Genomic DNA, 22,522 nt, shown 5'->3' with positions numbered 1-22,522 from the left:
AGGAAGCCCTCATGATCGTCATCACCGCACCCACCGGGAACATCGGCAGCGCTCTGCTCACCCGGCTCCTCGACTCCGATCCGGCCCCGGAAGACCTCCGCGTGGTCGTGCGCGATCCGGCACGGCTCCCCGACGACGTACGTGAACGCGTCGAGGTGATCACCGGCTCGCACGGCGACCCCGGAACCGTCGACCGCGCCTTCGAGGGCGCGGACGCCGTCTTCTGGCTCGTCCCCCCGGACTCCTCCCTGACCCCGGAGGCAGCCTTCAGCGGTTTCACCCGTCCCGCCGCGAAGGCACTGGCCACGCACGGCGTCGGTCACGTCGTCGGCGTCTCCGCGCTCGGCCGCGGCACCCCCGTCGCCGACCGCGCCGGGCTCGTGACCGCCTCCCTCGCCATGGACGACCTCATCGCTTCCTCCGGAGTCGCCTACCGGGCCCTCGCCAACCCGTCGTTCTTCGAGAACTTCCTGGAGGAGGCCGACTCGATCCGGGAGAACGGCGTCTTCGTCGACTGTCTCGACGCGGACCGCAAGGCACCTCTGGTGGCCGTCGCCGACATCGCCGCCGCGGCCGCGTCCCTGCTCCTGGACCGGACCTGGACCGGCGTCGGCAGCGTCCCCGTCCTCGGCCCGCAGGACCTGTCCCCCACCGACCTGGCCCGCATCATGTCCGAGCAGCTCGGCCGGCCCGTCCGCTACGAGCGCCAGTCCTACGAGGAGTTGCTCGCCGCCCTCGTCGGCTACGGCCTCGACAAGGAGTTCGCCCAAGGCGTCGTGGACATGAAGCGGGCCAAGGACGAAGGGCTGGACGCGGGCGTTCCGCGCACCGACGCGCACTCCTCCCCCGCGACCACAAGCCCGACCTCGACCACGGCCAGGGCCGGGGCCACGACCACAGCCACAGCCACAGCCACAGCCACAACCTTCGAGCAGTGGTGCGCCCGGGTGCTCAAGCCCGCCGTACGCGCCTGAAACCGACCCGGCCCGCCGCCCGACTCGGCCCGCCTCCGACCCGCTCCGTCCCGACCCACTCCGTCTCGAACCACTCCGCCCCGAACCACCCCTAAGAAAGGCACCCCATGCCCAGCACCGCAACAGAGACGCCGGTCACGGCGTTCATGCTCGTCAAGACCAACCCCGAATGGCTGGCCATGACCGTCGAACAGCGGATCGAGGCCTTCAACACCGAGATCGTCCCCGTGATCAAGGAGAGGACGTCCGGGGTCCGGTCCCGCTTCTACGACACGGAGTTCTACTCCGCGCGCGTCACCGACGTCTGGGTGTGGGAGGCGGACAGCCACGGCGCCTACCAGGTCCTGATCGACGCGCTCCGGGAAACCCCCTTCTGGGACCGCTACTTCGTGGTGGTCGACCTCCTCGTCGGCACCGAGAACGGCTACGCACACACCTACGGCGTCGAGCCCGTGGCCACCATCACCACCTGACCCCGCCCCTCCGGGCGCGTGCCGCGAGCGAGCCCCCGAGCAGCCTCGCGGCACGCGCCCGCCGCGACAGCAGGCCAATCGCCCGCCCCAACCAGTCCAGCCATACCGAATTGGCCTTACCCGGCGCGCTCCCCAGCCCTCTACCGTGAAGCGCATGCCGACTTCTCACCGCTTCCGCGTCGTCGACGCCTTCACGGACCGCCCCTTCGCCGGCAACCCGGCCGGAGTCCTGCTCCTCGACGACTTCCCCGACGACGCCTGGCTGCAGAACGTGGCCAAGGAGGTCAACCACGCCGAGACCGCCTTCGCCCATCCGTTGCCGCCGGGCGGGGACGCCGACTGGGCGCTGCGGTGGTTCACCCCCGCCACCGAGGTCGACCTCTGCGGCCATGCCACTTTGGCCACAGCGCACGTCCTGCACACCACCGGCGCCGCCTCCGGCACCGTCCGCTTCACCACCCGCAGCGGCATCCTCGCCGCCACCGCGCACGAGGACGGCACCCTCACCCTCGACTTCCCGACCGCCCCGCTCACCGCCGCCGAACTCCCCGACGGCATCGCGGAAGCTTTGGGCGCCGAGCCCCTCCTCGCGTACGACACGGGCCGGAACACCGGCGACCTGCTGGTCGAGCTCGCCGACGAGAAGACGGTCAGGTCGCTCACGCCCGACCACAAGGCCCTCGTCCGCCACTCCGAGCGCGGCATCATCGCCACGGCCGGGGCCGAGGACCCCGCCCGCGGCTACGACTTCGTGTCCCGCTGCTTCTTCCCGCGCGTCGGCATCGACGAGGACCCGGTGACGGGCAGCGCGCACACCGCCCTCGCCCCCTTCTGGTCCGAACGCCTCGGCCGCACCGAACTGACCGGTCTCCAGGCCTCGGCCCGCACCGGCCTGGTCCGCACCCGGCTGCGGGGCGACCGCACCCTCCTGACCGGCCACGCGGTCACGGTCATCGAGGGCGAACTGTTCGCCTGACCCGAAGCGAAGCCGCCACGGCCGAGGCCCACACGGCCGAACCCGGCACCGCCGACGCCCGCGCGAGGGAACGGAGAGCTGCCCACCGATGCGCTACGCAGGCGTGGGCAGCCACTCCACCTTCCCCGCGAGCAGCGCGTAGCCGACGAACGCGCCGATGTCGAGCAGGGAGTGGGCCACGACCAGCGGGCCGACCCTCCCCCACCTGCGATAGAGCAGGACGAACACCACACCCATCGCGAGGTTCCCGACGAACCCGCCGATGCCCTGGTAGAGGTGGTACGAGCCCCGGAGCACCGAACTGCCCACCAGCGCCGCCATTGGCGTCCACCCCAACTGCCCGAGCCTGCGCAGCAGATATCCGACGACGATGACTTCCTCGAGCACCGCGTTCTGCACCGCGGACAGCACGAGGACCGGGTACTTCCACCACACGTCGGGGAGCGCCTCGGGCACCACGGTGAGATTGAAGCCGAGCCCGCGGGCCGCCAGGTAGAAGGCGATCCCGGTGCTGCCGATCACCGCGGCGATCGCTGCGCCGCGCCCCAGGTCCGGCCAGGGCCGCGTCCGGTCGAAACCGATCGTCGCCAGCCCCGCCCGCTCACGCAGCAGGAAGTGCGCCACGAGCGCCACCGGCACCAACGCGGTCGTGATGCCGAACAGTTGCCATGCGAGATCAAGCCACGGCCGGCCCGGCGCGGCCGACGCGTTCAGCGTGGCCGCCTGGTCCTTGAGTCCCCCCGGTTTGGTGACCGACCCGACAAAGCTGATCAGCGCGGACACCCCGCTCGCGCCGAGCGAGAGGGCCAGGACGAGCAGCGTCTCATCCCTCAGGGTCCGCCGCGAAGGACCGTCCACAGGAAAAGAACCGGCCATCGGCCCCGGCTCCGCTTGCACTTACGCCTCCAGTTGAGTAATCCCGCCTCATCCCCATCCTCGCCCCGCTAGGGTCTCGAAAGAAGTTACGAAGATCGTGCGCGACAGGCCGAGGGGGGCGGACGCCGATTCCAGGCGCACAGCTCCCCTCTTTCCTTGCTTCATCGTTCAAGGAGAGGCACCACCGCCATGGGACGTCACAGCTTGCCCGATGAGCGTGGGACGGCAACGCCCGGCCCCCGGCCGCGGTCGCGCGGACGCACGGTCGCCATCGCCACGGCCCTCGTCCTGGTGGTGGCGGGAGGCGCGGCGGCCGCGGTCCGTACCGGACTGCTCTCGTTCGCCGACTCGTGCGGCGACGACGCGGTACGCCTCGACGTCGTCGCCGCGCCGGCGGTGTCCCCGGCCCTGCGCGAGGCGGCCGACCAGGCCCGCGAGCAGGAGATCACCTCGGACGGGCACTGCATCGACGTGCGGGTGACGGCACGCGACTCGTACAAGGTGACGGCCGAACTGCGCACGGGCAGGAGTGACCCGGCGTACGACGTGTGGGTGCCGGACTCCGATGTGTGGGTGCAGCGCGTCGGCCTCGGGGGCAAGCAGAGCAAGATCTCCCCCGCGGGCAACATAGCCTCCTCGCCCGTCGGTATCGGCATGGTGCCGTCCGCCGCCGAGTCGCTGGGCTGGCCGAAGAAGACGTACAGCTGGCCGGAGTTGACCACGGCCGCGACGAAGGGCGACAAGCTGCGCCTCGGCGCGGCCGATCCCGCGCGCAGCGCGAGCGGTCTGCTCGCCCTCGCCAAGATGGGTGGGTCCGCGAAGAAGCAGGGCGGCAAGGAGGGCGGCACCCGGGCCGCCGCACTGGCCAAGGCCCTCGCGGCCCGCACCACCGGCAGCGACGGCCGCCTCCTGGACACGCTGGCCCGCGACGGCTCCGGCGCCGAACAGGGCAACCCGCGCCGCAACCAGGCCCTGATCCTCTCCGAGCAGGCCGCCTACGCGCACAACGCGTCGGCGGGCGAGGAGAACAGCCTCGACCTCTTCTACCCCAAGGACGGCTCACCCCGGCTCGACTACCCGTACACGCTCGTCGAGGACGGCCGCATGTCCACCGACACGAGCCGCGCGGCCCTGCGCTTCATGACGATGTTCAGCGATGACGACGGCCGGCGGATCCTGGCCGAGCACGGTTTCAGGACCGACCCCGGCCGGCCGTCCGACAGGCTGATCACCGCCGCGGGCGGCCGCGCCCCGCAGCCGTACGCGGACGAGGCCACGGACCCGCCGTCGGACAAGAAGCTCCAGGAGACCCTCGGCATGTGGACGATCACCGTCCAGAGCGCGCGGCTGAGCACCGTCGTCGACGCCTCGGAGTCCATGCGGCAGTTCGTGCCCGGCCGCGACCAGTCCCGTATGGAGGTCACCAAGGCGTCGCTGCTGCGTGCCCTCGCAGGCTTCACCGACGAGGACGAGATCGGTCTGTGGGAGTTCGCCACCCGGCTCGACGGCGCCCGCGACTACCGCGAACTGGAGCCGACCCGGCGCCTGGGCGACCGCAAGGGCGGCGCGACCCACCGCGACGAGCTGTCCGACGCCTTCAGCAGCCTGCAGCCCGTGCCGGGCGGCGCCACGGGCCTGTACGACACGACGCTCGCCGCCTACAAGGAAGCCCGGTCGACGTACGCGCGCGGCAAGTTCAACGCCCTGGTGATCCTGACCGACGGCGCCAACCAGGACCCGGGCAGCATCTCGCGCAGCTCCCTGATCGCGCAGCTGGAGGAGATCTCCGACCGTGCGCACCCGGTGCCGATCATCGCCATCGCGGTCGGCCCCGAGGCGGACAAGGACGAGGTCCAGCAGATCGCGGAGGCGACCGGCGGCTCCGGGCACCAGGTCGACGACCCGGCCCAGATCCACGCGGTCATCCTCAAGGCGATCATGGAGGCGGGCAGCAACCAGGGCTGACCGTCCCGACCGGCCCGCCTGCCGGAGCTCAGCGGCGCGGCACCGCGGGCTCCCGCAGCCCCACCGGCCACGTGTGCACCGGCTCCCCGGTGTGCATCAGCTCGCTGTACCGCTTGGTGGTCGCGGCCAGCGCCTCCTCCCTGGACATGCCGCCGTCCCGGGCCCGGTGGTACGTCGTCGCCTGCCAGGACGCTCCGTTGACCCGCCGTCTGCACCGTTCCTCGATCACCCCGAGGTACAGGTCGCGGTCGGCGGGCTCCACACCCCACGCGTTCAGGCCCGCCGCGGCGAGCGGCAGCAGTTCGTCGCGTACGAGGTGGACGGCCGCCACCTCGGTGGTGCCGCCGAGCCTGCCGCGCCGCGGCCACTGCAGGGTGGCGTCGATGCCGTGGCGGCACGCGATGTCGAAGTTGCGGGCGGCGGTCTCGAAGGGCAGCCGGGACCACACGGGCCGTGCCTCCTCCGCGAGCGCCCGCACGAGCCCGTAGTAGAAGGCGGCGTTGGCGATCACGTCGGTGATGGTGGGGCCCGCGGGCAGGACGCGGTTCTCCACCCGCAGGTGCGGGACGCCGTCGGCGATGCCGTACACCGGGCGGTTCCAGCGGTACACGGTGCCGTTGTGCAGGACGAGTTCGCCGAGCCGCGGCACGCCGCCCGCGTCGAGGACGCCCAGCGGGTCCTCCTCCTCCATCAGGGGCAGCAGCGCGGGGAAGTACCGCAGGTTCTCCTCGAAGAGCTCGAGCGGCTCGGTGATCCAGCGCTCCCCGAACCAGGTGCGCGGCCGCACGCCCTGGGCCTGCAGCTCGGGCGGCCGCGTATCCGTGGACTGCAGGAACAGCGGCGGGCGCGACTCGCGCCACAACTCATGCCCGAACAGGAAGGGCGCGTTGGCGCCGACGGCGATCTGTGCGGCGGCGATGGCCTGCGCCGCGTTCCACACGTCGGCGAACCGGCCGGGTGTGACCTGGAGGTGCAACTGCACGGAGGTACAGGCCGCTTCGGGCGCGATCGACGTCGAGGTGCAGGTCAGCCGCTCCACGCCCTGGATGTCCAGCGCGAAGTGCTCGCCGCGTGCCGCCACGATCTGGTCGTTCAGGAGGGCGTACCGATCGACGTCGGAGAGGTTCGCGGAGACCAGATCGGCGCGGTTCAGGGTCGGCAGAATTCCGATCATGACAATGCCGGCGGAGAGCTCGGCCGCTTTCCTGTGTGCATAGTTGAGGCCCGTGCGCAGTTCCTCCGCGAGCCGGTCGAGAACGCGTCCGCCGAGCCGGTGCGGGGCGATGTTGACTTCGAGATTGAACATTCCGAGTTCCGTCTGGAAATCCCGACTCGCGATGCGCTCGAGTACCTGCGCATTCAACATTCTCGGCAGTCCGTCGGGCCCGGCGAGATTCAGCTCGATCTCCATGCCCATCAGATTCTTGGGCCTGTCGAATCGCCCCTCCTCCAGCATCCGCTCCAGCCCCGCGAGACACTCTCGGAGCTTGCCTCGGTAGTGGTGCCTGTCGGCCAGGTCGAACGTGCCCGCCACGACCTTCTCCCCCATCGAAGCGTCCCTCCTCGAACGGGCAGCCAACGATCCGGCCGCTGTGTACGGGGGATGATGCCCAGGCAATGTGATCGATAACGCCCCGCGAGGGGCCGCCGACCAGTACGCTCGACGCGCCGCGAGTCGGGCACATTCACCAGGCATGCGGCACGGTGAAGATTCCGTTCCGAAGCGTCTGGTCAAAAGCACCGGCAGAATTTGGCCGACCGCGCGGAACAGGGAATACGAGGTCATGACGTCGGGGCCCGTACAAAATCGGTGTAAAGGCCCGCACAAGGACGGCGCGATAAGTCCTTGCTCGCAATATACGGTTCGTCTAGACGAAACACCGCTCGAACACGGCTCGTATAAACTCCGCAATCTAGGCAGAGAGTTGGCGCTCGCGGCCCCAGCCCCCGCCCCTCTGACCCAGAGCTGACAGCGCCGTCACGCACCTGCCCCCGCTCCACTGTGCCTGTCGAATGAGAGAGGCGACCCACCATGCCGCTGCATGTCCCCCCGGCTCCCGCGCCCGCCCTTCGCTGCGTCCTCACCGCACTCGGTTCCCCCACCGCCGTGCGTGAGGCCCGCACACCGTCCCTGCGTACCGCACAGGGACCCGCAAGCCCCGAACTCCCGCTGCCGGTCCACGTGTTGGACCACATCACCCCGCAGGCCACTTCGCCCACCCGGCTGGCCGGCTGGCGCTTCCTCATCCGCTGCGCCGAGCGGTCCGTCGCCGCCGCCGACACGGTCCTCACGCCGGACGGATGGGCGTTCTCCCACTTCTTCGAAGGGCCCTACATCACGTCGACGGAGCGCGCCCTGCGGCACGCGGAGGCCATGCCGATGCCGTGCCAACCGCGGCTGCTCTCCGTACCCGAGCTGTATATGCTCACGCTCTGGCTCCACCGTGACTGCACGGACGACGGCGCCGAGGGCTCACTGGCCGCCTCCGATCTGCTCGTGCCGCTCGCGCCCGCCCCGCCCGGCATCGCGGCACACCGCCCGCACCGCGTCGCCGAGCTCCTGCCGATGCTCAACCACCGCCTGACACCGGCACCGCTGCTGAGCTCACCCGCCTGACAGCGCCGTCACGCTCCTGTGCCCCGCCGCCCACCGGCCGCGGGGCACAGCGCTGCCCACCGGCCGCGAGTGGACTAGCCCGGTCAGGCCACCCCGAACCACCCGAAGGGACAGGGAAGTTGGGCTGAACCGTCCGGGCGGGTGATACGTCATTAAGCAGTAGGAGCCGCTGCGGCAAAATCCCTGCGGATTGACGCTCGTAGGGCAACACTGGGATCGGACCGACTACAACGGGGGGCGGTTATGAATACCGCATCGAGCCACAGGACCGACGTCACAGCCATCACATCGCAGCGAAAGAACCCTTCCATGTGCCAGCACCAACCACCGTGCCCGACAGCCGACTCCGCCGACCGGGAAGCCGCGCTCCTCGCGGCCAGCCACCCGGAGCAGGGCTGGAGCCTGCTGTGCAACGGCGTCCTGCTCTTCGAGGACACCGGTGAGCTGCTGCCGGACGGCCAGATCATCGCCCCGCACCGACCGCTGGGCACCGATCAGATCATGACGGCCGCCTGACCGCCGGCACATCCGCACGACCGCACGGCACCGCGCACAGCGCCAGAGCACCACGGAACGACGAGGGGCCGGCCCGGAGGAAACTCTCCGAACCGGCCCCGACGCATGCCCGCTCGAAGCGGGCGCCCGCATCAGTCCTCGTACGCATCCAGCGGCGGGCAGGAGCAGACCAGGTTCCGGTCGCCGTACGCCTGGTCGATGCGGCGCACCGGCGGCCAGTACTTGTCCGCCGCGACGACTCCGGCCGGGAAGACGGCCTCCTCGCGGCTGTAGCCGTGCTCCCACTCGCCGCTCAGCGCGGCGGCGGTGTGCGGGGCGTTCCGCAGCGGGTTGTCGTCGGCGGCCCACTCGCCCGAGCCGACCTTCTCGATCTCACGGCGGATGGCGATCATCGCCTCGCAGAACCGGTCGATCTCGTTCAGGTCCTCGCTCTCCGTCGGCTCGATCATCAGCGTGCCGGCGACGGGGAACGACATGGTCGGCGCGTGGAAGCCGTAGTCGATGAGGCGCTTGGCGATGTCGTCGACGCTGACGCCGGTCGCCTTGCTGAGCGGCCGCAGGTCCACGATGCACTCGTGCGCGACGAGGCCCGCGGGACCGGTGTAGAGCACCGGGTAGTGCGGCTCCAGGCGCTTGGCGATGTAGTTGGCGGAGAGCACCGCGACCTGCGTGGCGCGCTTGAGGCCCTCGCCGCCCATGAGGCGGACGTACGACCAGGAGATCGGGAGGATCCCGGCGGAGCCCCACGGCGCCGCGGAGATCGGACCGACGCCGGTCTCGGGGCCCGCGGCGGGCTGCAGCGGGTGGTTGGGCAGGTACGGCGCGAGGTGCTCGCGGACACCGACCGGGCCGACGCCGGGGCCGCCGCCGCCGTGCGGGATGCAGAACGTCTTGTGCAGGTTGAGGTGCGAGACGTCGCCGCCGAAGTGGCCCGGCTTGGCGAGGCCCACCAGGGCGTTGAGGTTGGCGCCGTCGACGTACACCTGGCCGCCCGCCTCGTGCACCGACGCGCAGATGTCGGCGACGTGCTCCTCGAAGACACCGTGCGTCGAGGGGTAGGTGATCATCAGCACGGACAGCTCGTCACGGTGCTTCTCGATCTTGGCGCGCAGGTCCTCGACGTCGATCTCGCCGTCGTCGGCGGTCTTCACGACGACGACCTTCATGCCCGCCATGACGGCGCTCGCGGCGTTGGTGCCGTGCGCGGAGGACGGGATGAGGCAGACGGTGCGCTGCGCGTCGCCGTTGGCGCGGTGGTAGCCGCGGACCGCGAGGAGCCCGGCGAGCTCGCCCTGCGATCCGGCGTTGGGCTGCAGGGAGACCTTGTCGTACCCGGTGACCTCGGCGAGACGCTCCTCCAGCTCGCGGATGAGCGTGAGGTAGCCCTGGGCCTGCTGGGCGGGGGCGAAGGGGTGCAGCTGGCCGAATTCGGGCCAGGTGACCGGCTCCATCTCGGTGGTCGCGTTGAGCTTCATGGTGCAGGAGCCCAGCGGGATCATGCCGCGGTCGAGCGCGTAGTCGCGGTCGGCGAGCTTGCGCAGGTAGCGCAGCATCGCGGTCTCGGAGCGGTGCTGGTGGAAGACGGGGTGCGTCAGGTAGTCGTCGCCGCGCAGCAGGCCCGCGGGCAGCGTGTCCGCGGTGGCGGCGTCCAGCGCCTCGATGTCGGCGTCCACTCCGAACGCACCCCAGACGGCGGCCAGTTGGGCGCGCGTCGTGGTCTCGTCACAGGAGAGGGAGACGTGGTCGGCGTCGACCCGGTGGATGTTCACGCCGGCTTCGCGGGCGGCGGAGACGAGCTGCTCGGCCTTGCCCTCGACGCGCACGGTCAGCGTGTCGAAGTACGCACCGTGGACGACCTCGACGCCACCGGCGGTGAGCCCGGCCGCGAGGAGCGTCGCGTACCGGTGCGTGCGGCGCGCGATGGACTTCAGGCCCTCGGGCCCGTGGTACACGGCGTACATTCCGGCCATGACGGCGAGCAGCACCTGTGCGGTACAGATGTTGCTGGTGGCCTTCTCGCGCCGGATGTGCTGCTCGCGGGTCTGGAGGGCGAGGCGGTAGGCCTTGTTGCCGTCGGCGTCGACGGAGACGCCGACGAGGCGGCCGGGGAGGCTGCGGGCGAACTTCTCACGGACCGCCATGTAGCCGGCGTGCGGGCCGCCGAAGCCCATCGGCACGCCGAAGCGCTGCGTCGTGCCGACGGCGATGTCGGCGCCGAGCTCGCCGGGCGAGGTGAGCAGGGTCAGCGCGAGCAGGTCGGCGGCGACGGTGACGACCGCGCCGAGCTCGTGGGCCTCGTCGATCAGCGGCTTGATGTCCCGTACGACACCGGAGGCGCCCGGGTACTGGACGAGCACGCCCACGACCCCGCGCTCGGCGACCTCGGCCGGGATGCCCTGGCTCAGATCGGCGACGACGATCTCGACACCGGTCGGCTCGGCGCGGGTCTGGATGACGGCGACGGTCTGGGGCAGCGCGTCGGCGTCGACGACGAAGACGCCGTTCTTGACCTTGCCCATGCGCCGCGACAGCGCCATGGCCTCGGCGGCGGCGGTGCCCTCGTCGAGGAGCGAGGCCCCGGAGGTGGGCAGACCGGTCAGCTCGGCGACCATCGTCTGGAAGTTGAGCAGCGCCTCGAGACGGCCCTGCGAGATCTCGGGCTGGTACGGCGTGTAGGCCGTGTACCAGGCCGGGTTCTCCATCACGTTCCGCAGGATGACCGGCGGCGTGAACGTCCCGTAGTACCCGAGTCCGATCATGGAGTCGAGGACCTGGTTGCGGTCGGCGAGGGAGCGCAGCTCGGCCAGCACCTCGGCCTCGGTGCGCGCGCCGGGCAGGTTCAGCGCCTCGGCGTTCTTGATCACATCCGGTACCGCGGCGGCCGTCAGCTCGTCGAGCGAGCCGTACCCGACCTGGGCGAGCATCTTGGCCCGCGCTTCCGCATCGGGCCCTATGTGCCGCTGCTCGAAGGGGATGCCCTGCTCGAGCTCGGAGAGCGGGATGCGATTGGTGGCAGTCATTGCGGAGGCCTCCTGGTCTGCACGACCTGCGAGGGGTACCACGGCGCGGGTACCCGGACGGCCTCCCCCTCTGTCATGTCAACCTGAGAGCTTCACAGGCCCGTCTCGCGACAGATCTGCTTTCACCGTCGGTGAGGAAGGGTTCCGAACGTGCCCGCCCGACGCCCGCCCTGCTTTCCAGAGTGACCTCGTCCGTGCGGTACGGGTGCCTGAGAGATTCCGGGGAGGATTTGCTCCTTCGGCGCCTCCGGATGTGTGATCCGGAGAGCTCTCCCGCACGGGGTCAGCGGCCAGGCGCCAGCGTACCAGCGAGGACCATGCCCGATCCCTCGAGTGGCCGCCTGCCCCGAAGTGCTCTTTCGTAGTGACTACGAATGATTAAGGATGAGTTACGCCCGTTTTCGACAAGCCGCGACCAGCTGGAGGGCCCGTGCAGACCGATATCGATCCGCGCAACCTGATCGGCCGCAAGGCGTTCGACCGGAACGGGGCGAAGATCGGCACGGTCGACGAGGTCTACCTCGACGATGCGACCGGCGCCCCGGAGTGGGCCGCCATACGCACCGGTCTCTTCAGCCGGGACGCCTTCGTCCCCCTGGAACCCAGCGAACTCGTCGAGGACGGCACCCTGCGCATCCCTTTCGACCGCGACCTGATCAAGGACGCCCCGGACTTCGGAGTGGGGCGCCACCTCTCCCCCGAGCAGGAACTCCAGCTCTACCACCACTACGGCCTGGACACGACACCCCCACAGCCCCCGCCCTCCTCCGTGCCACCCCCGGACCAGGACTTCGGCCGCGTCGCGGGCACGGAGAGCCCCTGACGCACCTCAGCCGGAAACGGGCCGTGCGGCCGGCGCCGGCGCGGCGACCAGCGGCAGCGGCTCCGCGGGCGCCAGCTCCGGGTCGTCCGTACGGAACGTCCGCACCCGCCCCGGCGCCGACAGCGGCGTCTCGAAGCGCACCGTCACCCGCCCGAGGCCGCTTCCCTGCACCCACCCGTGCCCGTACTGGGCATGCCGCACATCGTGCCCGGCGACCCAACGCCGCTGCGCCGGCGCCACCGGTTCCTCGGCACGCTCCGGCTCCGGACCCACCGGCCCCACCGCCTCCCCCGGCCCGGCCTCCCCGCTCTTCGCCAGGGACACTCCCTCCGCGCTCGCGGTCTGCGCCTGCGCCTCCGCCTGGGCCTGCGCGAAGAGATCTTCCTGCGTGTAGTCCGCGAGGCCCGTGACGCCCACTCCCAGGAGCCGGACGCCCCCTGTGGTGTCCACGGCCTCCAGAAGCCGCGCCGCGGCCTCCTGGACCACCCCTGGGTCGTCCGTGGGCCCGCGCAGCGTCTCGGACCGCGTCAGCGTGGAGAAGTCGAACCGCCGCACCTTGAGCACGATGGTCCGCCCCGAGTGCCCCGCCGCCCGCAGCCGCTGCACACACCGCTCGGCGAGCCGCGCGACCTCCGCCCTGACCCGCACCCGGTCGTGGATGTCCACGTCGTACGTGTCCTCGACACTGACCGACTTCGACTCCCGCTCCGCCACGACGGGCCGCTCGTCCCGCGCGAGCGCCATCGCGTACAGAGAGCCTCCGTGGGCCTTGCCCAGGAGCCGTACGAGCTCGTCCTCACCCGCCTCCGCGATCTCGGCGACCGTGAGGATCCCGGCCCGCCGCAGGTGGTCCCCCGTGGCGGGCCCCACCCCGGGCAGCGTCCGCACCGACATCGGCCCGAGGAGCGCACGCTCCGTCCCCGGCGCTATGAGCCTGAGCCCGTCCGGCTTGGCCTCCTCCGAGGCGATCTTCGCCAGCATCTTGGACGCAGCGAGTCCCACCGACGCGGAGAGCCCCGTCACCGCTCTGATGTCCGCCCGCAACCGCTCCCCCACCGCCCTGGCCGACTCGGCGGAATCCGCGACGCCACCCGCCTCCAGGTCCACGAAGGCCTCGTCCAGGCTGAGCGGCTCCACCAGCGGCGACAGCCCCCGCAGCAGTTCCATGACCTGTTCGCTGATCTCGCGGTACAACCCGAAGCGCGGCACGAGATAGGCGGCGTTGGGCGCCAGCCTGCGCGCCTGCCCCATGGGCATCGCCGAGTGCACACCGAATTTCCGCGCCTCGTAGGAAGCGGTCGCCACCACACCCCGCGGCCCGAGACCGCCCACGATCACGGCTTTCCCACGCAGACTGGGCTTCGCGGCCTGCTCTGCGGACGCGTAGAAGGCATCCATGTCCAGATGCAGGATCGTCGGCGCGCTTCTCACACCTCTGATGCTGCCCTACGCCACTGACAACGCGGCCTCAGACAGCCCTGTTGCGCCTTCTGGCCAGCTCGTCGGCGGGGTTGTGCCCGATGAGCGTCTCCCCGGTGTCGATGCGCTCGCCGTGCAGCTGGGACAAGGCGGCCTCGACGTCGCGCCAGACAACTCCCACGGCGATCCCGAAGACCCCCTGCCCGCCCTGGAGCAGTTCGTGGACCTCGCTGGACGTCGTGCACTCGTACACGGTCGCGCCGTCGCTCATCAGCGTCATGCGCTCGAGGTCGCGGAACCCGCGCTCCCGCAGGTGCTGGACGGTGGTGCGGATGTTCTGCAGAGACACACCTGTGTCGAGGAACCGTTTCACGATCTTGAGGACGACGACGTCGCGGAAGCTGTAGAGCCGCTGCGTCCCGGAGCCCCCGGCCGCACGCACACTGGGCTCGACCAGGCCGGTACGGGCCCAGTAGTCCAGCTGCCGGTAGGTGATGCCCGCGGCCGCGCACGCGGTGGGGCCGCGGTAGCCGACGTGCTCTGCTTGTTCCACGTCCTCGGACATGGCGTCCCCGCTCCCCTGGACCGCCATCGGTCGGTTCGGAGAGTGATCGACCGCACCGCCGTGGAACGGGTACGGACCGCCCATCGCCGTACCGTCGCCGCTGCTTCTCACGCCGACCTCCCTCCTTGACCTGCCTTCTCGACGGTAGGCAGTCGCCAGGGGCTCGTCAACGATCGCCACACTCGGCACGCCGAGTGATAATCACCCTGAGAGTGGTTTCCCGTACCTCAACCGGGGAAAGGCTATCCGAATGGTCCGAAACCGGACCTCCGGACACGGCTCACTGGCTGTTGGTACCGAAGTCCTCGGGCGAGATCTGGTCGAGGAACTCGCGGAACTTCTCCACCTCGTCCTCCTGCTCGTCCGGAATGGCGATGCCGGCGTCGTCCAGCACGCCGTCGCTCCCGAAGATCGGCGTGCCGGTCCGCAGCGCAAGCGCTATGGCGTCGGACGGCCGCGCACTCACCTCGACACCGCTGGCGAAGACCAGCTCCGCGTAGAAGACACCTTCCCGCAGGTCGGTGATGCGCACTTCGGAGAGCTCCTGGCCGACCGCCTCCAGCACGTCCTTGAAAAGGTCGTGGGTCAGCGGCCGTGCAGGTGCCATGCCCTGCTGCGCGAAGGCGATGGCGGTCGCCTCACCTGGTCCGATCCAGATGGGGAGGTACCGATCGCCTCCCACTTCACGCAGGAGCACGATCGGCTGGTTGGAGGGCATTTCGACCCGGACACCTACGACGTCGAGCTCGTTCACACAGCAACCCTAGGACGTGGCTGGCAGGTTTGGGTAGTCGGGCACCCGTCGAGTACCGGCCGGGTGCGGCCGAGTCAGGGCAATCTGATGCCGAGCGCGGTCTGCACGAGCGCCGAATGCAGCCTTCCCGTGAGACCCGCCAGCTCCTTGGTACGGGCCTCGGCATGGGCCCTGGTCTGCGGGTTGCGGTGCCTGCGCAGCGGCGCGACCACCGCGTCGACGAGGCCGGCCTCCCGCTCCGCGGCGGCCTTCATGGCCCGCAGGTGGCGGGGCTCGATACCGAACCGGCCGAGCTCGACCACGAGTGAGGCGACCGTGACGGCCTCCGCGTCGTACCCGCCGTCCGGCAACGGCGCGACCAGGCCGTACGCCTCCCACTCATGCAGCTGTCCTTCATCGATCTCGGCCGCGGCCAGCAGTTCGTCACGGCCCACACGGGCCGCCGTAGGCCCCTCGGCCTCGTCCTGGCCCTGACCGTCGCCGTCCTCCCGCTGACGCCCCAGGGACGGCAGCGGGGGCCTCTCACCGCGCTCCAGCGCCTCGAGGTGCTCACGGATGACCTTGAGCGGCAGATAGTGGTCCCGCTGCATCCGCAGGACGTGACCGAGCCGTTCGACATCCTCCGGGCTGAACTTCCGGTAGCCGGAAGGCGTGCGCTGCGGCTCGATGAGCCCCTCGGCCTCGAGGAAGCGGATCTTCGAGATCGTGACCTCGGGGAATTCGTCGCGCAGTTCGTTCAGCACGGTACCGATGCTCATCAGCCGACGGTCCGCTGCGGCGGTGCCGTTCCCGGCACCGCCCCTCGGTGTTTGAAGCATGGACCTTCCCTGGGGGTTGTACCCCCAGACGGTGCCTGGGGGAGGGTCAGAGGCCGACGGCCCGCTGGCTCGCGTAGAAGACCAGCCGGTACTTGCCGATCTGCACCTCGTCGCCGTTCGAGAGCGAGACCGAGTCGATCCGCTCCCGGTTGACGTACGTGCCGTTGAGGCTGCCCACGTCCGCGACGGTGAAGGAACCGTCCTGGACCCGACGGAACTCCACGTGGCGACGCGACACGGTCACGTCGTCGAGGAAGATGTCGCTCTGCGGGTGACGGCCGGCCGTGGTCAGCTCGCCGTCCAGCAGGAAGCGGCTTCCCGAGTTCGGACCGCGGCGCACCACGAGGAGCGCCGAGCCGAGCGGCAGGGCGTCGACGGCCGCCTGCGCCTCCGGGGAGAGCGCGGGAGACGGGTTCTGGCCCGTCACCTCGGCGTCGTAGGCCTCCAGACCCGAGATCGAGATCGTCGAGGTGGTCTCGGACGCGCGCTCCGGAGTGGCTCCGGCCCGCAGCGGCGCACCGCAGTTGGAGCAGAACCGGCTCGCCTCGGCGTTGCGGTTCCCGCACCTCGTACACACCAGGGCCATGGACGGGTCCTCCTGCCGTGGCTGCCCCGCGGGGGCATTCGATCCGTACGGGCCGGGGGTGAACCCTCCACCCGTACCTGAGGTTGAAGGTTCCCCGAAACCTATGCGGCCGGGACCGGCAGGGTCAACAGACGACGCGCCCTGTCCGCCCGAATTGTCACCACCTGGACCAGCGACCTGATCGCGGAACATCGGGCGCCCGGCGCCCTGCTCCTCGGCATCTCCATGGCGCGGGGCACGGTGCCGGGCAGTGGCCGGATTGCCGCTGTCCTCACGTGCGCTCTTGCCGAACAACTTCGCAAACAACTTCACGGGCGATTCCCCTTGACCGAAACAGACCCGCCCGTGGGGCAGGACGAACCCTGATTGCACACACCGGCATTCGTCGGTGAGCCAGACATCCTCACAACGTCCGTGACCACCAAACAGTTTCCACCACGCACCGTAGTTCCGGTGCGCCGACCCCCCGCAACCTCATGCCCCCGCCCGACGACACCCATGCGTCCGCCCGTCACTGGGAGGACGACCGAGCGTAGTCAGGCCGCTTCGCAGGTCGCAAGGCGTCCACAACGATCTTCTCCGAGCGTTCCACAGTGACTGTGGCCTGCTCCTTCTCCAGAGTCTGCACCACGCCTCCCGGGATGTTCAGCGCAGGTTCCAGATCCTGCGGCTTGCCGATCACCTTGAAGAGGTACGGCTCACCGACCTTGTGGCCGTCCACACGGACGCCACCGCCGCCGGCGTCCGACAGATACGTGTCGGCGACGACGCGCACGTCGTTGATCTGGATCGCCTCCGCCCCCGCGGCGCGCAGCTCCTGAATGGCGTCGAGCAGCATGTCCGCCTCGATCGCCCCCTTCGTGTCCTCGATGGTCAGCTGGATGCCGGGCCCCTGGGCCGCCACCGTGCCTGCCAGGATGCCGAGTTGCCGTTCCCGCTCGACCGTCTGCTTGCGGGCCTCCTCGGCCTGGTCCGAGCTGTTCTCCAGCCCGGTCCGCTGCTCTTCGAGGCGACGCTTCTCCTCTTCCAGACGCTCAGTTCGGTCATCCAGTTCATCGAGGATGCGTACGAGATCTTCTTGCCGTGCGCCCCGCAGCGCGCTGCTGTCGTTGTTGGACCGCACCTGGATGGCCAGGCCGAGGCCGAGCACGAACAGCAGCAGGGCGACGATGAGTTGGGGCCGGGTCACGCGGGGCGGCCACAGGCCCTGAGCCAGCCGCTGACGGCCGGTGAGCTGCGGTTTCCCCGGGGACTCGGACGCGGGCGTCTCGGGCGCGCCGGCACCGGGCACGTGGGGGACCTCCGCGGGGAGTTCCTTGCGCCGGTTGTAGTCGGGGCTCTCGTCGGCACTCATCGGCGTCACGCCCTGAAGACGTGCCGACGGATCGCCGCGGCGTTGGAGAAGATCCGGATGCCGAGGACGACCACCACACCGGTGGACAGCTGGGCGCCCACGCCCAGTTTGTCGCCCAGGAACACGATGAGTGCGGCCACCACCACGTTCGACAGGAACGACACCACGAACACCTTGTCGTCGAAGATCCCGTCGAGCATGGCCCGCAGCCCTCCGAACACGGCGTCGAGAGCCGCGACCACGGCGATCGGAAGGTACGGCTCGACCACCGCCGGAACCTCGGGCCGAACCAACAATCCGGCCACGACTCCCACGACGAGGCCCAGTACGGCGATCACGATGTGCCCTTTCCTGCCTTCGGCTCTGCTGTTCGTACGGTCACGCTCGGCGCTGCCGGCAGCCGGAGCTCGTCCGACACGGAGATGCCGGTCCGGATGCCGAAGTTCTCCTGCAGAGCATGCAGGTACTGACCGTCGCGGCTGTTCTGGAACCGGGTGCTCAAGCGTTTGCCGTCTCCCACCGCGAGCACCGTATACGGCGGCACCAGCGGCCGGTTGTCGACCAGTATCGCGTCGCCGGCGGCCCTGATCGCCGACAGCGCGGTGAGACGCTGGTCGTTGATGGAAATCGCTTCGGCGCCGGACTGCCACAGGCCGTTGACGACACGCTGCATGTCCCGGTCACGTACACGCCCCGTGTCGGAGAAACCGGCACTCTCGCGCGGACCGCCGCCGCCCTGTTCCGCTTCTTTCTTGTCGTTCACGACGAGCTGCACGCCGGGTCCGTGGACTTCCGTGGCGCCCGAGAGGAGCCCCACCAACTCGCCCTGGCTGCCGCCGTGCCTCTTCAGCGCGGCTTCCTGACGCTCTCCGACATCGTCGCGGAGTTTGTCCACGTCGTCCTCGAGCGCGTCGGCGCCCGCCGTCGCCTCTTCGACGCGATCGATGAGCTCTTCGCGCTCCTTGGCCACCACAGGTGCCTCTATGCGCGCCTGCGCGGCGCCCACCGTGACCACCAGGGCCGCCAGCACCAGACCGGCCGCGAGGCCCAGTTTGGCCCGCAGCGGACGCGGCACACCACTGTCCCCTCTGGCCTTCTTGCGGGCCGCCGCCTCCGCGTACCCCTCGTCCAGACTGTGGTCCATGACGGTGGTGAGCAGCGACATGGAGGCGTCCGGGCGCCGGGGGCGCGAGGGGGTGCTCCGAACGGGGGGCTGCTGCGGCATGCCGCACATCGTCGCACGTCGCGGGCGTTACCTCCGAATGGCCCCACCGGCGCGCCGGGCAGCACCTGTTGCGGCTGCTGCCCGGCGCCCGGGAAGGTCAGCGACCGGCGCTGTCCACCACTGTGGCCCACTCGTCGAGCAGCGCCTGCGCGGACGCGTCGTCGGGGCCCTCGGCCCACAGGTGCGTGACGGCCTCGGCCGGGTCGGGCAGTACCAGCACCCAACGCCCGTCGGCCTCCACGACCCGCACGCCGTCGGTGGTGTCCACGGACCGGTCACCGGCGGCCTCGACCACACGCCGCATCACGAGTCCCTTGACCGCCCACGGCGTAGCGAGATCACGCTTCAGCACGTGCGCCCGCGGGATCCGCGCGTCGATCTGACTGAGCGTGAGCTGCGTCCGCGCGACCAGCCCGACGAGCCGCACGAATGCGGCGGTTCCGTCGAAGACGCCACTGAACTCGGGCACGATGAACCCGCCGCGCCCGTCGCCGCCGAAGATGGTCGAGTCGCCCCGCCCCACCCTCGTCAGGTCGTCGGGCGACGTGGTCGTCCAGTCCACCTGAGTGCCGTGGTACGCGGCGACCTGCTCGGCGATACGCGTGGTGGTCACCGGCAGCGCCACCCGCCCGCTCCGCCGCTCGGCGGCCACCAGGTCGAGCATGACCAGCAGGGCCCTGTCGTCCTCGACGATCCGCCCCTTCTCGTCCACGAGCGAGAGGCGCTCGCCCACGGGGTCGAACCGCACGCCGAAGGCTGCCCGCGCTGACGCCACGATCTCCCCGAGCCGTACGAGCCCGGACCTGCGGGCGTCGGCCGTCTCGGTGGGCCGCGACTCGTCGAGCCCCGGGTTGATCGTCAGCGCGTCCACTCCGAGCTTCCCGAGGAGGCTCGGCAGTACGAGTCCGGAGCTTCCGTTGGACGCGTCGACGACGACCTTCAGCCCCGACTCGGCGACACCGGTGGTGTCCACGTTCCGCAGCAGCGACCCGGTGTACGAGTCGAAGACGCTGGACGGGAAGTGCAGGTCACCGATCTCGCCCGGGAAGGCCCGCCGGTACTCCTGGCGCGCGTAGACCCGGTCGAGCTTGCGCTGGCTCCCCTGTGACAGGTCGGCTCCGTTCCCGTCGAAGAACATGATGTCGACGGAGTCCGGCACACCGGGCGTCGTCCGGATCATGATCCCTCCGGCGCTGCCCCGGGCCGTCTGCTGCCGCGCGACCGGCAGCGGCACGTTCTCCAGGTCCCGTACGTCGATGGCGCTGGCCTGCAGCGCCGAGATCACCGCACGCTTCAGCGCACGCGCACCACGCGAGTGGTCACGCGCGGTGGTGACGGTGGAGCCCTTCTTCAGGGTCGTCGCGTACGCCCCCGCGAGGCGCACGGCGAGCTCGGGCGTGATCTCCACGTTCAGGATTCCGGAGACTCCACGCGCGCCGAACAGGTGCGCCTGGCCCCGGGACTCCCAGATGACCGAGGTGTTGACGAACGCGCCGGCCTCGATCGTCTTGAACGGATACACCCTGACGTTGCCCTGGACGATCGATTCTTCACCGACCAGGCACTCGTCCCCGATGACCGCGCCGTCCTCGATTCTCGCGGCGCGCATGATGTCGGTGTTCTTGCCGACGACACAGCCACGGAGATTGCTGTGCTGCCCGATGTAGACGTTGTCGTGCACGACGGCCTTGTGCAGGAACGCGCCGCTCTTCACCACGACGTTCGAGCCGATGACGGTGTGCTCGCGGATTTCGGCATCTGCTTCGATCTTGGCGTAGTCGCCGACGTACAGCGGACCGCGCAGTACGGCGTCGGGGTGCACCTCGGCCCCTTCGGCCACCCATACACCGGGGGAGATCTCGAAGCCGTCGAGTTCGACGTCGACCTTGCCCTCGAGCACGTCGGCCTGCGCCTTGACGTAGCTCTCGTGCGTACCGACGTCCTCCCAGTAGCCCTCGGCGACGTAGCCGTAGACCGGCTTGCCTTCCTTCATGAGCTGCGGGAAGACGTCCCCGGACCAGTCGACCGGCACATCGGGGTCGACGTAGTCGAATACTTCGGGCTCCATCACGTAGATGCCCGTGTTCACCGTGTCGGAGAAGACCTGCCCCCAGGTCGGCTTCTCCAGGAAGCGCTCGACCTTGCCTTCTTCGTCGACGATGGTGATGCCGAATTCCAGCGGGTTGGGTACGCGCGTGAGACACACGGTGACGAGCGCGCCCTTTTCCTTGTGGAAGGAAATGAGCTCGCTGAGGTCGAAATCGGTGAGCGCGTCGCCGGAGATCACGAGGAAGGCGTCGTCCTTCAGCGCTTCCTCGGCGTTCTTCACGCTGCCCGCGGTCCCGAGCGGTTTTTCCTCGTTGGCATAGGTGAGCTCCATTCCCAGCTCTTCGCCGTCGCCGAAGTAGTTCTTGACGAGCGACGCCAAGAACTGCACTGTCACTACGGTCTCGGTGAGCCCGTGCCTCTTCAGCAGGCGCAGCACGTGCTCCATGATCGGCCGGTTGGCCACGGGAAGGAGCGGCTTGGGCATGCTCGAGGTCATGGGGCGAAGGCGGGTGCCCTCACCGCCGGCCATCACGACGGCCTTCATGTCGGAAACGTCCTCCTCATTAGACGACGAACCAGCCGACACAGCTCACCGGGATGGGCTTGCCATCATTGCTCGGATGAGAGCCTTGGAGCCTCTGCGGCCGCCATAACGGCGAGCTCAATCGGCTGGCTTGTCCACCTTGACAAGTCGGCGGACCTGAACCACATACAGGATCCCTGCCCACCAGTACAGACTTGTACCCCAACCTGCGAACGCCCATCCGAAAATAGCAGCGAGTGTGGCGAGCGGACCGCTTCCATCACTGAGGAGCAGTAGTGGAAAGGCGTACATCAGGTTGAAGGTCGCGGCCTTGCCCAGGAAGTTCACCTGCGGTGGCGGATAGCCGTGGTGCCTGAGGATCCCGACCATCACCAGGAGGACCATCTCACGCAGCAGCAGTGCCGCGGTCAGCCAGAGCGGAAGAATCTCCCGCCAGGTGAGTCCGACCAGGGTGGAGAGGATATAGAGCCGGTCGGCCGCGGGGTCGAGGAGCCGGCCCAGGTTGCTGATCTGGTTCCAGCGGCGCGCGAGCTTGCCGTCGAGGTAGTCACTGACTCCGCTCAGCGCCAGGACCAGCAGCGCCCATCCGTCGCTGTTGGGTCCCCCGAACTCGGGCCTGAGGATCAGCCACAGGAAGAGGGGCACGCCGGCGAGGCGCGCCATGCTGAGGATGTTCGGGATGGTGAGGACACGGTCCGTCTGGACACGCGTCTCCTGGACCTCCACCCGGGGGCCTCCTGTGGGGAAAAGAACCAATGATGCCTCCTGACCTTACCCTCAGTGGCACCTCGGGGGTGCAGAGGGGTGGCAGGACGCCGGGAAAACAAAAAAGCCGTGGTCCCTGGAATTGAATCCAGGGACCACGGCTATAAGAAAAGTTCGGCGGCGTCCTACTCTCCCACAGGGTCCCCCCTGCAGTACCATCGGCGCTGTGAGGCTTAGCTTCCGGGTTCGGAATGTAACCGGGC

Annotated in this window: 20 protein-coding genes, 1 rRNA gene and 1 riboswitch; of the genes, 7 read left to right on the top strand and 14 right to left on the bottom strand. The window is 69.8% G+C overall.

Translation table 11 applies throughout. From position 1 onward, the window contains the following. The first annotated feature begins 11 nt into the window (after positions 1-11). The 3 genes from AC07DO_RS35810 to AC07DO_RS35800 all read left to right on the top strand — a co-directional run bounded on the left by AC07DO_RS35810 (position 12) and on the right by AC07DO_RS35800 (position 2,423). A complete protein-coding gene (locus AC07DO_RS35810) occupies positions 12-974 on the top strand; it encodes an NAD(P)H-binding protein (protein WP_479065958.1) in 963 nt (320 codons plus the stop codon). 107 nt (positions 975-1,081) lie between these two features. Beyond that, positions 1,082-1,447, top strand: coding sequence for a darcynin family protein (locus AC07DO_RS35805; protein ID WP_479065956.1), 366 nt, complete (start codon positions 1,082-1,084; stop codon positions 1,445-1,447). 154 nt (positions 1,448-1,601) lie between these two features. After that, positions 1,602-2,423, top strand: coding sequence for a PhzF family phenazine biosynthesis protein (locus tag AC07DO_RS35800; protein WP_479065954.1), 822 nt, complete (start codon positions 1,602-1,604; stop codon positions 2,421-2,423). 93 nt (positions 2,424-2,516) lie between these two features. Here the strand turns inward: AC07DO_RS35800 and AC07DO_RS35795 are convergent, their stop codons facing one another. Further along, on the bottom strand, positions 2,517-3,320 hold the full coding sequence (locus AC07DO_RS35795) for a CPBP family intramembrane glutamic endopeptidase (RefSeq protein ID WP_479065952.1): 804 nt from the start codon (positions 3,318-3,320) through the stop codon (positions 2,517-2,519). 168 nt (positions 3,321-3,488) lie between these two features. Between AC07DO_RS35795 and AC07DO_RS35790 the strand changes: the two genes are divergently transcribed. After that, positions 3,489-5,264: a substrate-binding and VWA domain-containing protein gene (locus AC07DO_RS35790; protein WP_479065950.1), complete on the top strand. Its 1,776-nt coding sequence runs from the start codon at positions 3,489-3,491 to the stop codon at positions 5,262-5,264. Positions 5,265-5,292: 28 nt separating this feature from the next. Here the strand turns inward: AC07DO_RS35790 and AC07DO_RS35785 are convergent, their stop codons facing one another. After that, positions 5,293-6,813, bottom strand: a complete 1,521-nt coding sequence (locus tag AC07DO_RS35785) for a glutamate-cysteine ligase family protein (protein ID WP_479065948.1) — start codon at positions 6,811-6,813, stop codon at positions 5,293-5,295. 483 nt (positions 6,814-7,296) lie between these two features. Here AC07DO_RS35785 and AC07DO_RS35780 point away from each other — a divergent pair, with 483 nt between their 5' ends. Then, positions 7,297-7,881, top strand: coding sequence for a hypothetical protein (locus tag AC07DO_RS35780; protein ID WP_479065946.1), 585 nt, complete (start codon positions 7,297-7,299; stop codon positions 7,879-7,881). A 309-nt stretch (positions 7,882-8,190) separates the two neighbouring features. Beyond that, positions 8,191-8,397, top strand: coding sequence for a DUF5999 family protein (locus tag AC07DO_RS35775; protein ID WP_356265958.1), 207 nt, complete (start codon positions 8,191-8,193; stop codon positions 8,395-8,397). Positions 8,398-8,528: 131 nt separating this feature from the next. Here the strand turns inward: AC07DO_RS35775 and gcvP are convergent, their stop codons facing one another. Continuing rightward, entirely contained in the window at positions 8,529-11,417 is a 2,889-nt protein-coding gene (gene gcvP, locus AC07DO_RS35770) for an aminomethyl-transferring glycine dehydrogenase (protein WP_479065944.1), read from the bottom strand. Between the two features lie 187 nt (positions 11,418-11,604). After that, a riboswitch (glycine riboswitch) is annotated at positions 11,605-11,703 on the bottom strand. 144 nt (positions 11,704-11,847) lie between these two features. On the opposite strand from gcvP, the gene AC07DO_RS35765 reads away from it, so the two are divergent. Continuing rightward, positions 11,848-12,240: a PRC-barrel domain-containing protein gene (locus AC07DO_RS35765; RefSeq protein ID WP_479065942.1), complete on the top strand. Its 393-nt coding sequence runs from the start codon at positions 11,848-11,850 to the stop codon at positions 12,238-12,240. A 6-nt stretch (positions 12,241-12,246) separates the two neighbouring features. Here the strand turns inward: AC07DO_RS35765 and AC07DO_RS35760 are convergent, their stop codons facing one another. From AC07DO_RS35760 to rrf, 11 genes are all read right to left on the bottom strand, one after another. Further along, positions 12,247-13,671, bottom strand: coding sequence for a DNA polymerase IV (locus tag AC07DO_RS35760; protein WP_479065940.1), 1,425 nt, complete (start codon positions 13,669-13,671; stop codon positions 12,247-12,249). Between the two features lie 37 nt (positions 13,672-13,708). Continuing rightward, positions 13,709-14,335: a MerR family transcriptional regulator gene (locus tag AC07DO_RS35755; protein WP_479065938.1), complete on the bottom strand. Its 627-nt coding sequence runs from the start codon at positions 14,333-14,335 to the stop codon at positions 13,709-13,711. A 169-nt stretch (positions 14,336-14,504) separates the two neighbouring features. Beyond that, complete coding sequence (locus AC07DO_RS35750) at positions 14,505-14,978, bottom strand: bifunctional nuclease family protein (RefSeq protein WP_063795355.1); 474 nt, start codon at positions 14,976-14,978, stop codon at positions 14,505-14,507. 74 nt (positions 14,979-15,052) lie between these two features. Then, a complete protein-coding gene (gene ftsR, locus AC07DO_RS35745) occupies positions 15,053-15,796 on the bottom strand; it encodes a transcriptional regulator FtsR (RefSeq protein WP_479065936.1) in 744 nt (247 codons plus the stop codon). 46 nt (positions 15,797-15,842) lie between these two features. Then, complete coding sequence (locus AC07DO_RS35740; RefSeq protein ID WP_479066419.1) at positions 15,843-16,811, bottom strand: FHA domain-containing protein; 969 nt, start codon at positions 16,809-16,811, stop codon at positions 15,843-15,845. Positions 16,812-16,893: 82 nt separating this feature from the next. Further along, positions 16,894-17,736 carry a DUF881 domain-containing protein gene (locus tag AC07DO_RS35735; protein WP_479065934.1) on the bottom strand — a complete coding sequence of 281 codons (843 nt, stop codon included), beginning with the start codon at positions 17,734-17,736 and terminating at the stop codon, positions 16,894-16,896. 5 nt (positions 17,737-17,741) lie between these two features. Then, entirely contained in the window at positions 17,742-18,074 is a 333-nt protein-coding gene (locus AC07DO_RS35730) for a small basic family protein (RefSeq protein WP_003988855.1), read from the bottom strand. After that, positions 18,071-18,970 carry a DUF881 domain-containing protein gene (locus tag AC07DO_RS35725; RefSeq protein WP_479065933.1) on the bottom strand — a complete coding sequence of 300 codons (900 nt, stop codon included), beginning with the start codon at positions 18,968-18,970 and terminating at the stop codon, positions 18,071-18,073. The genes AC07DO_RS35730 and AC07DO_RS35725 overlap by 4 nt, the downstream gene beginning before the upstream one ends. 88 nt (positions 18,971-19,058) lie before the next feature. Next, a complete protein-coding gene (locus tag AC07DO_RS35720) occupies positions 19,059-21,554 on the bottom strand; it encodes a sugar phosphate nucleotidyltransferase (protein WP_479065932.1) in 2,496 nt (831 codons plus the stop codon). Positions 21,555-21,671: 117 nt separating this feature from the next. Continuing rightward, positions 21,672-22,280, bottom strand: coding sequence for a cardiolipin synthase ClsA (gene clsA / locus AC07DO_RS35715; RefSeq protein ID WP_479065931.1), 609 nt, complete (start codon positions 22,278-22,280; stop codon positions 21,672-21,674). Positions 22,281-22,431: 151 nt separating this feature from the next. Next, positions 22,432-22,522 (bottom strand): 5S ribosomal RNA (rrf, locus tag AC07DO_RS35710); the annotation flags it as partial.

It is taken from the genome of Streptomyces sp. NPDC045678, from assembly GCF_056432085.1.
The sequence above is the reverse complement of the archived record's forward strand: the minus strand, read 5'-3'. Positions and strand labels throughout refer to the sequence as shown.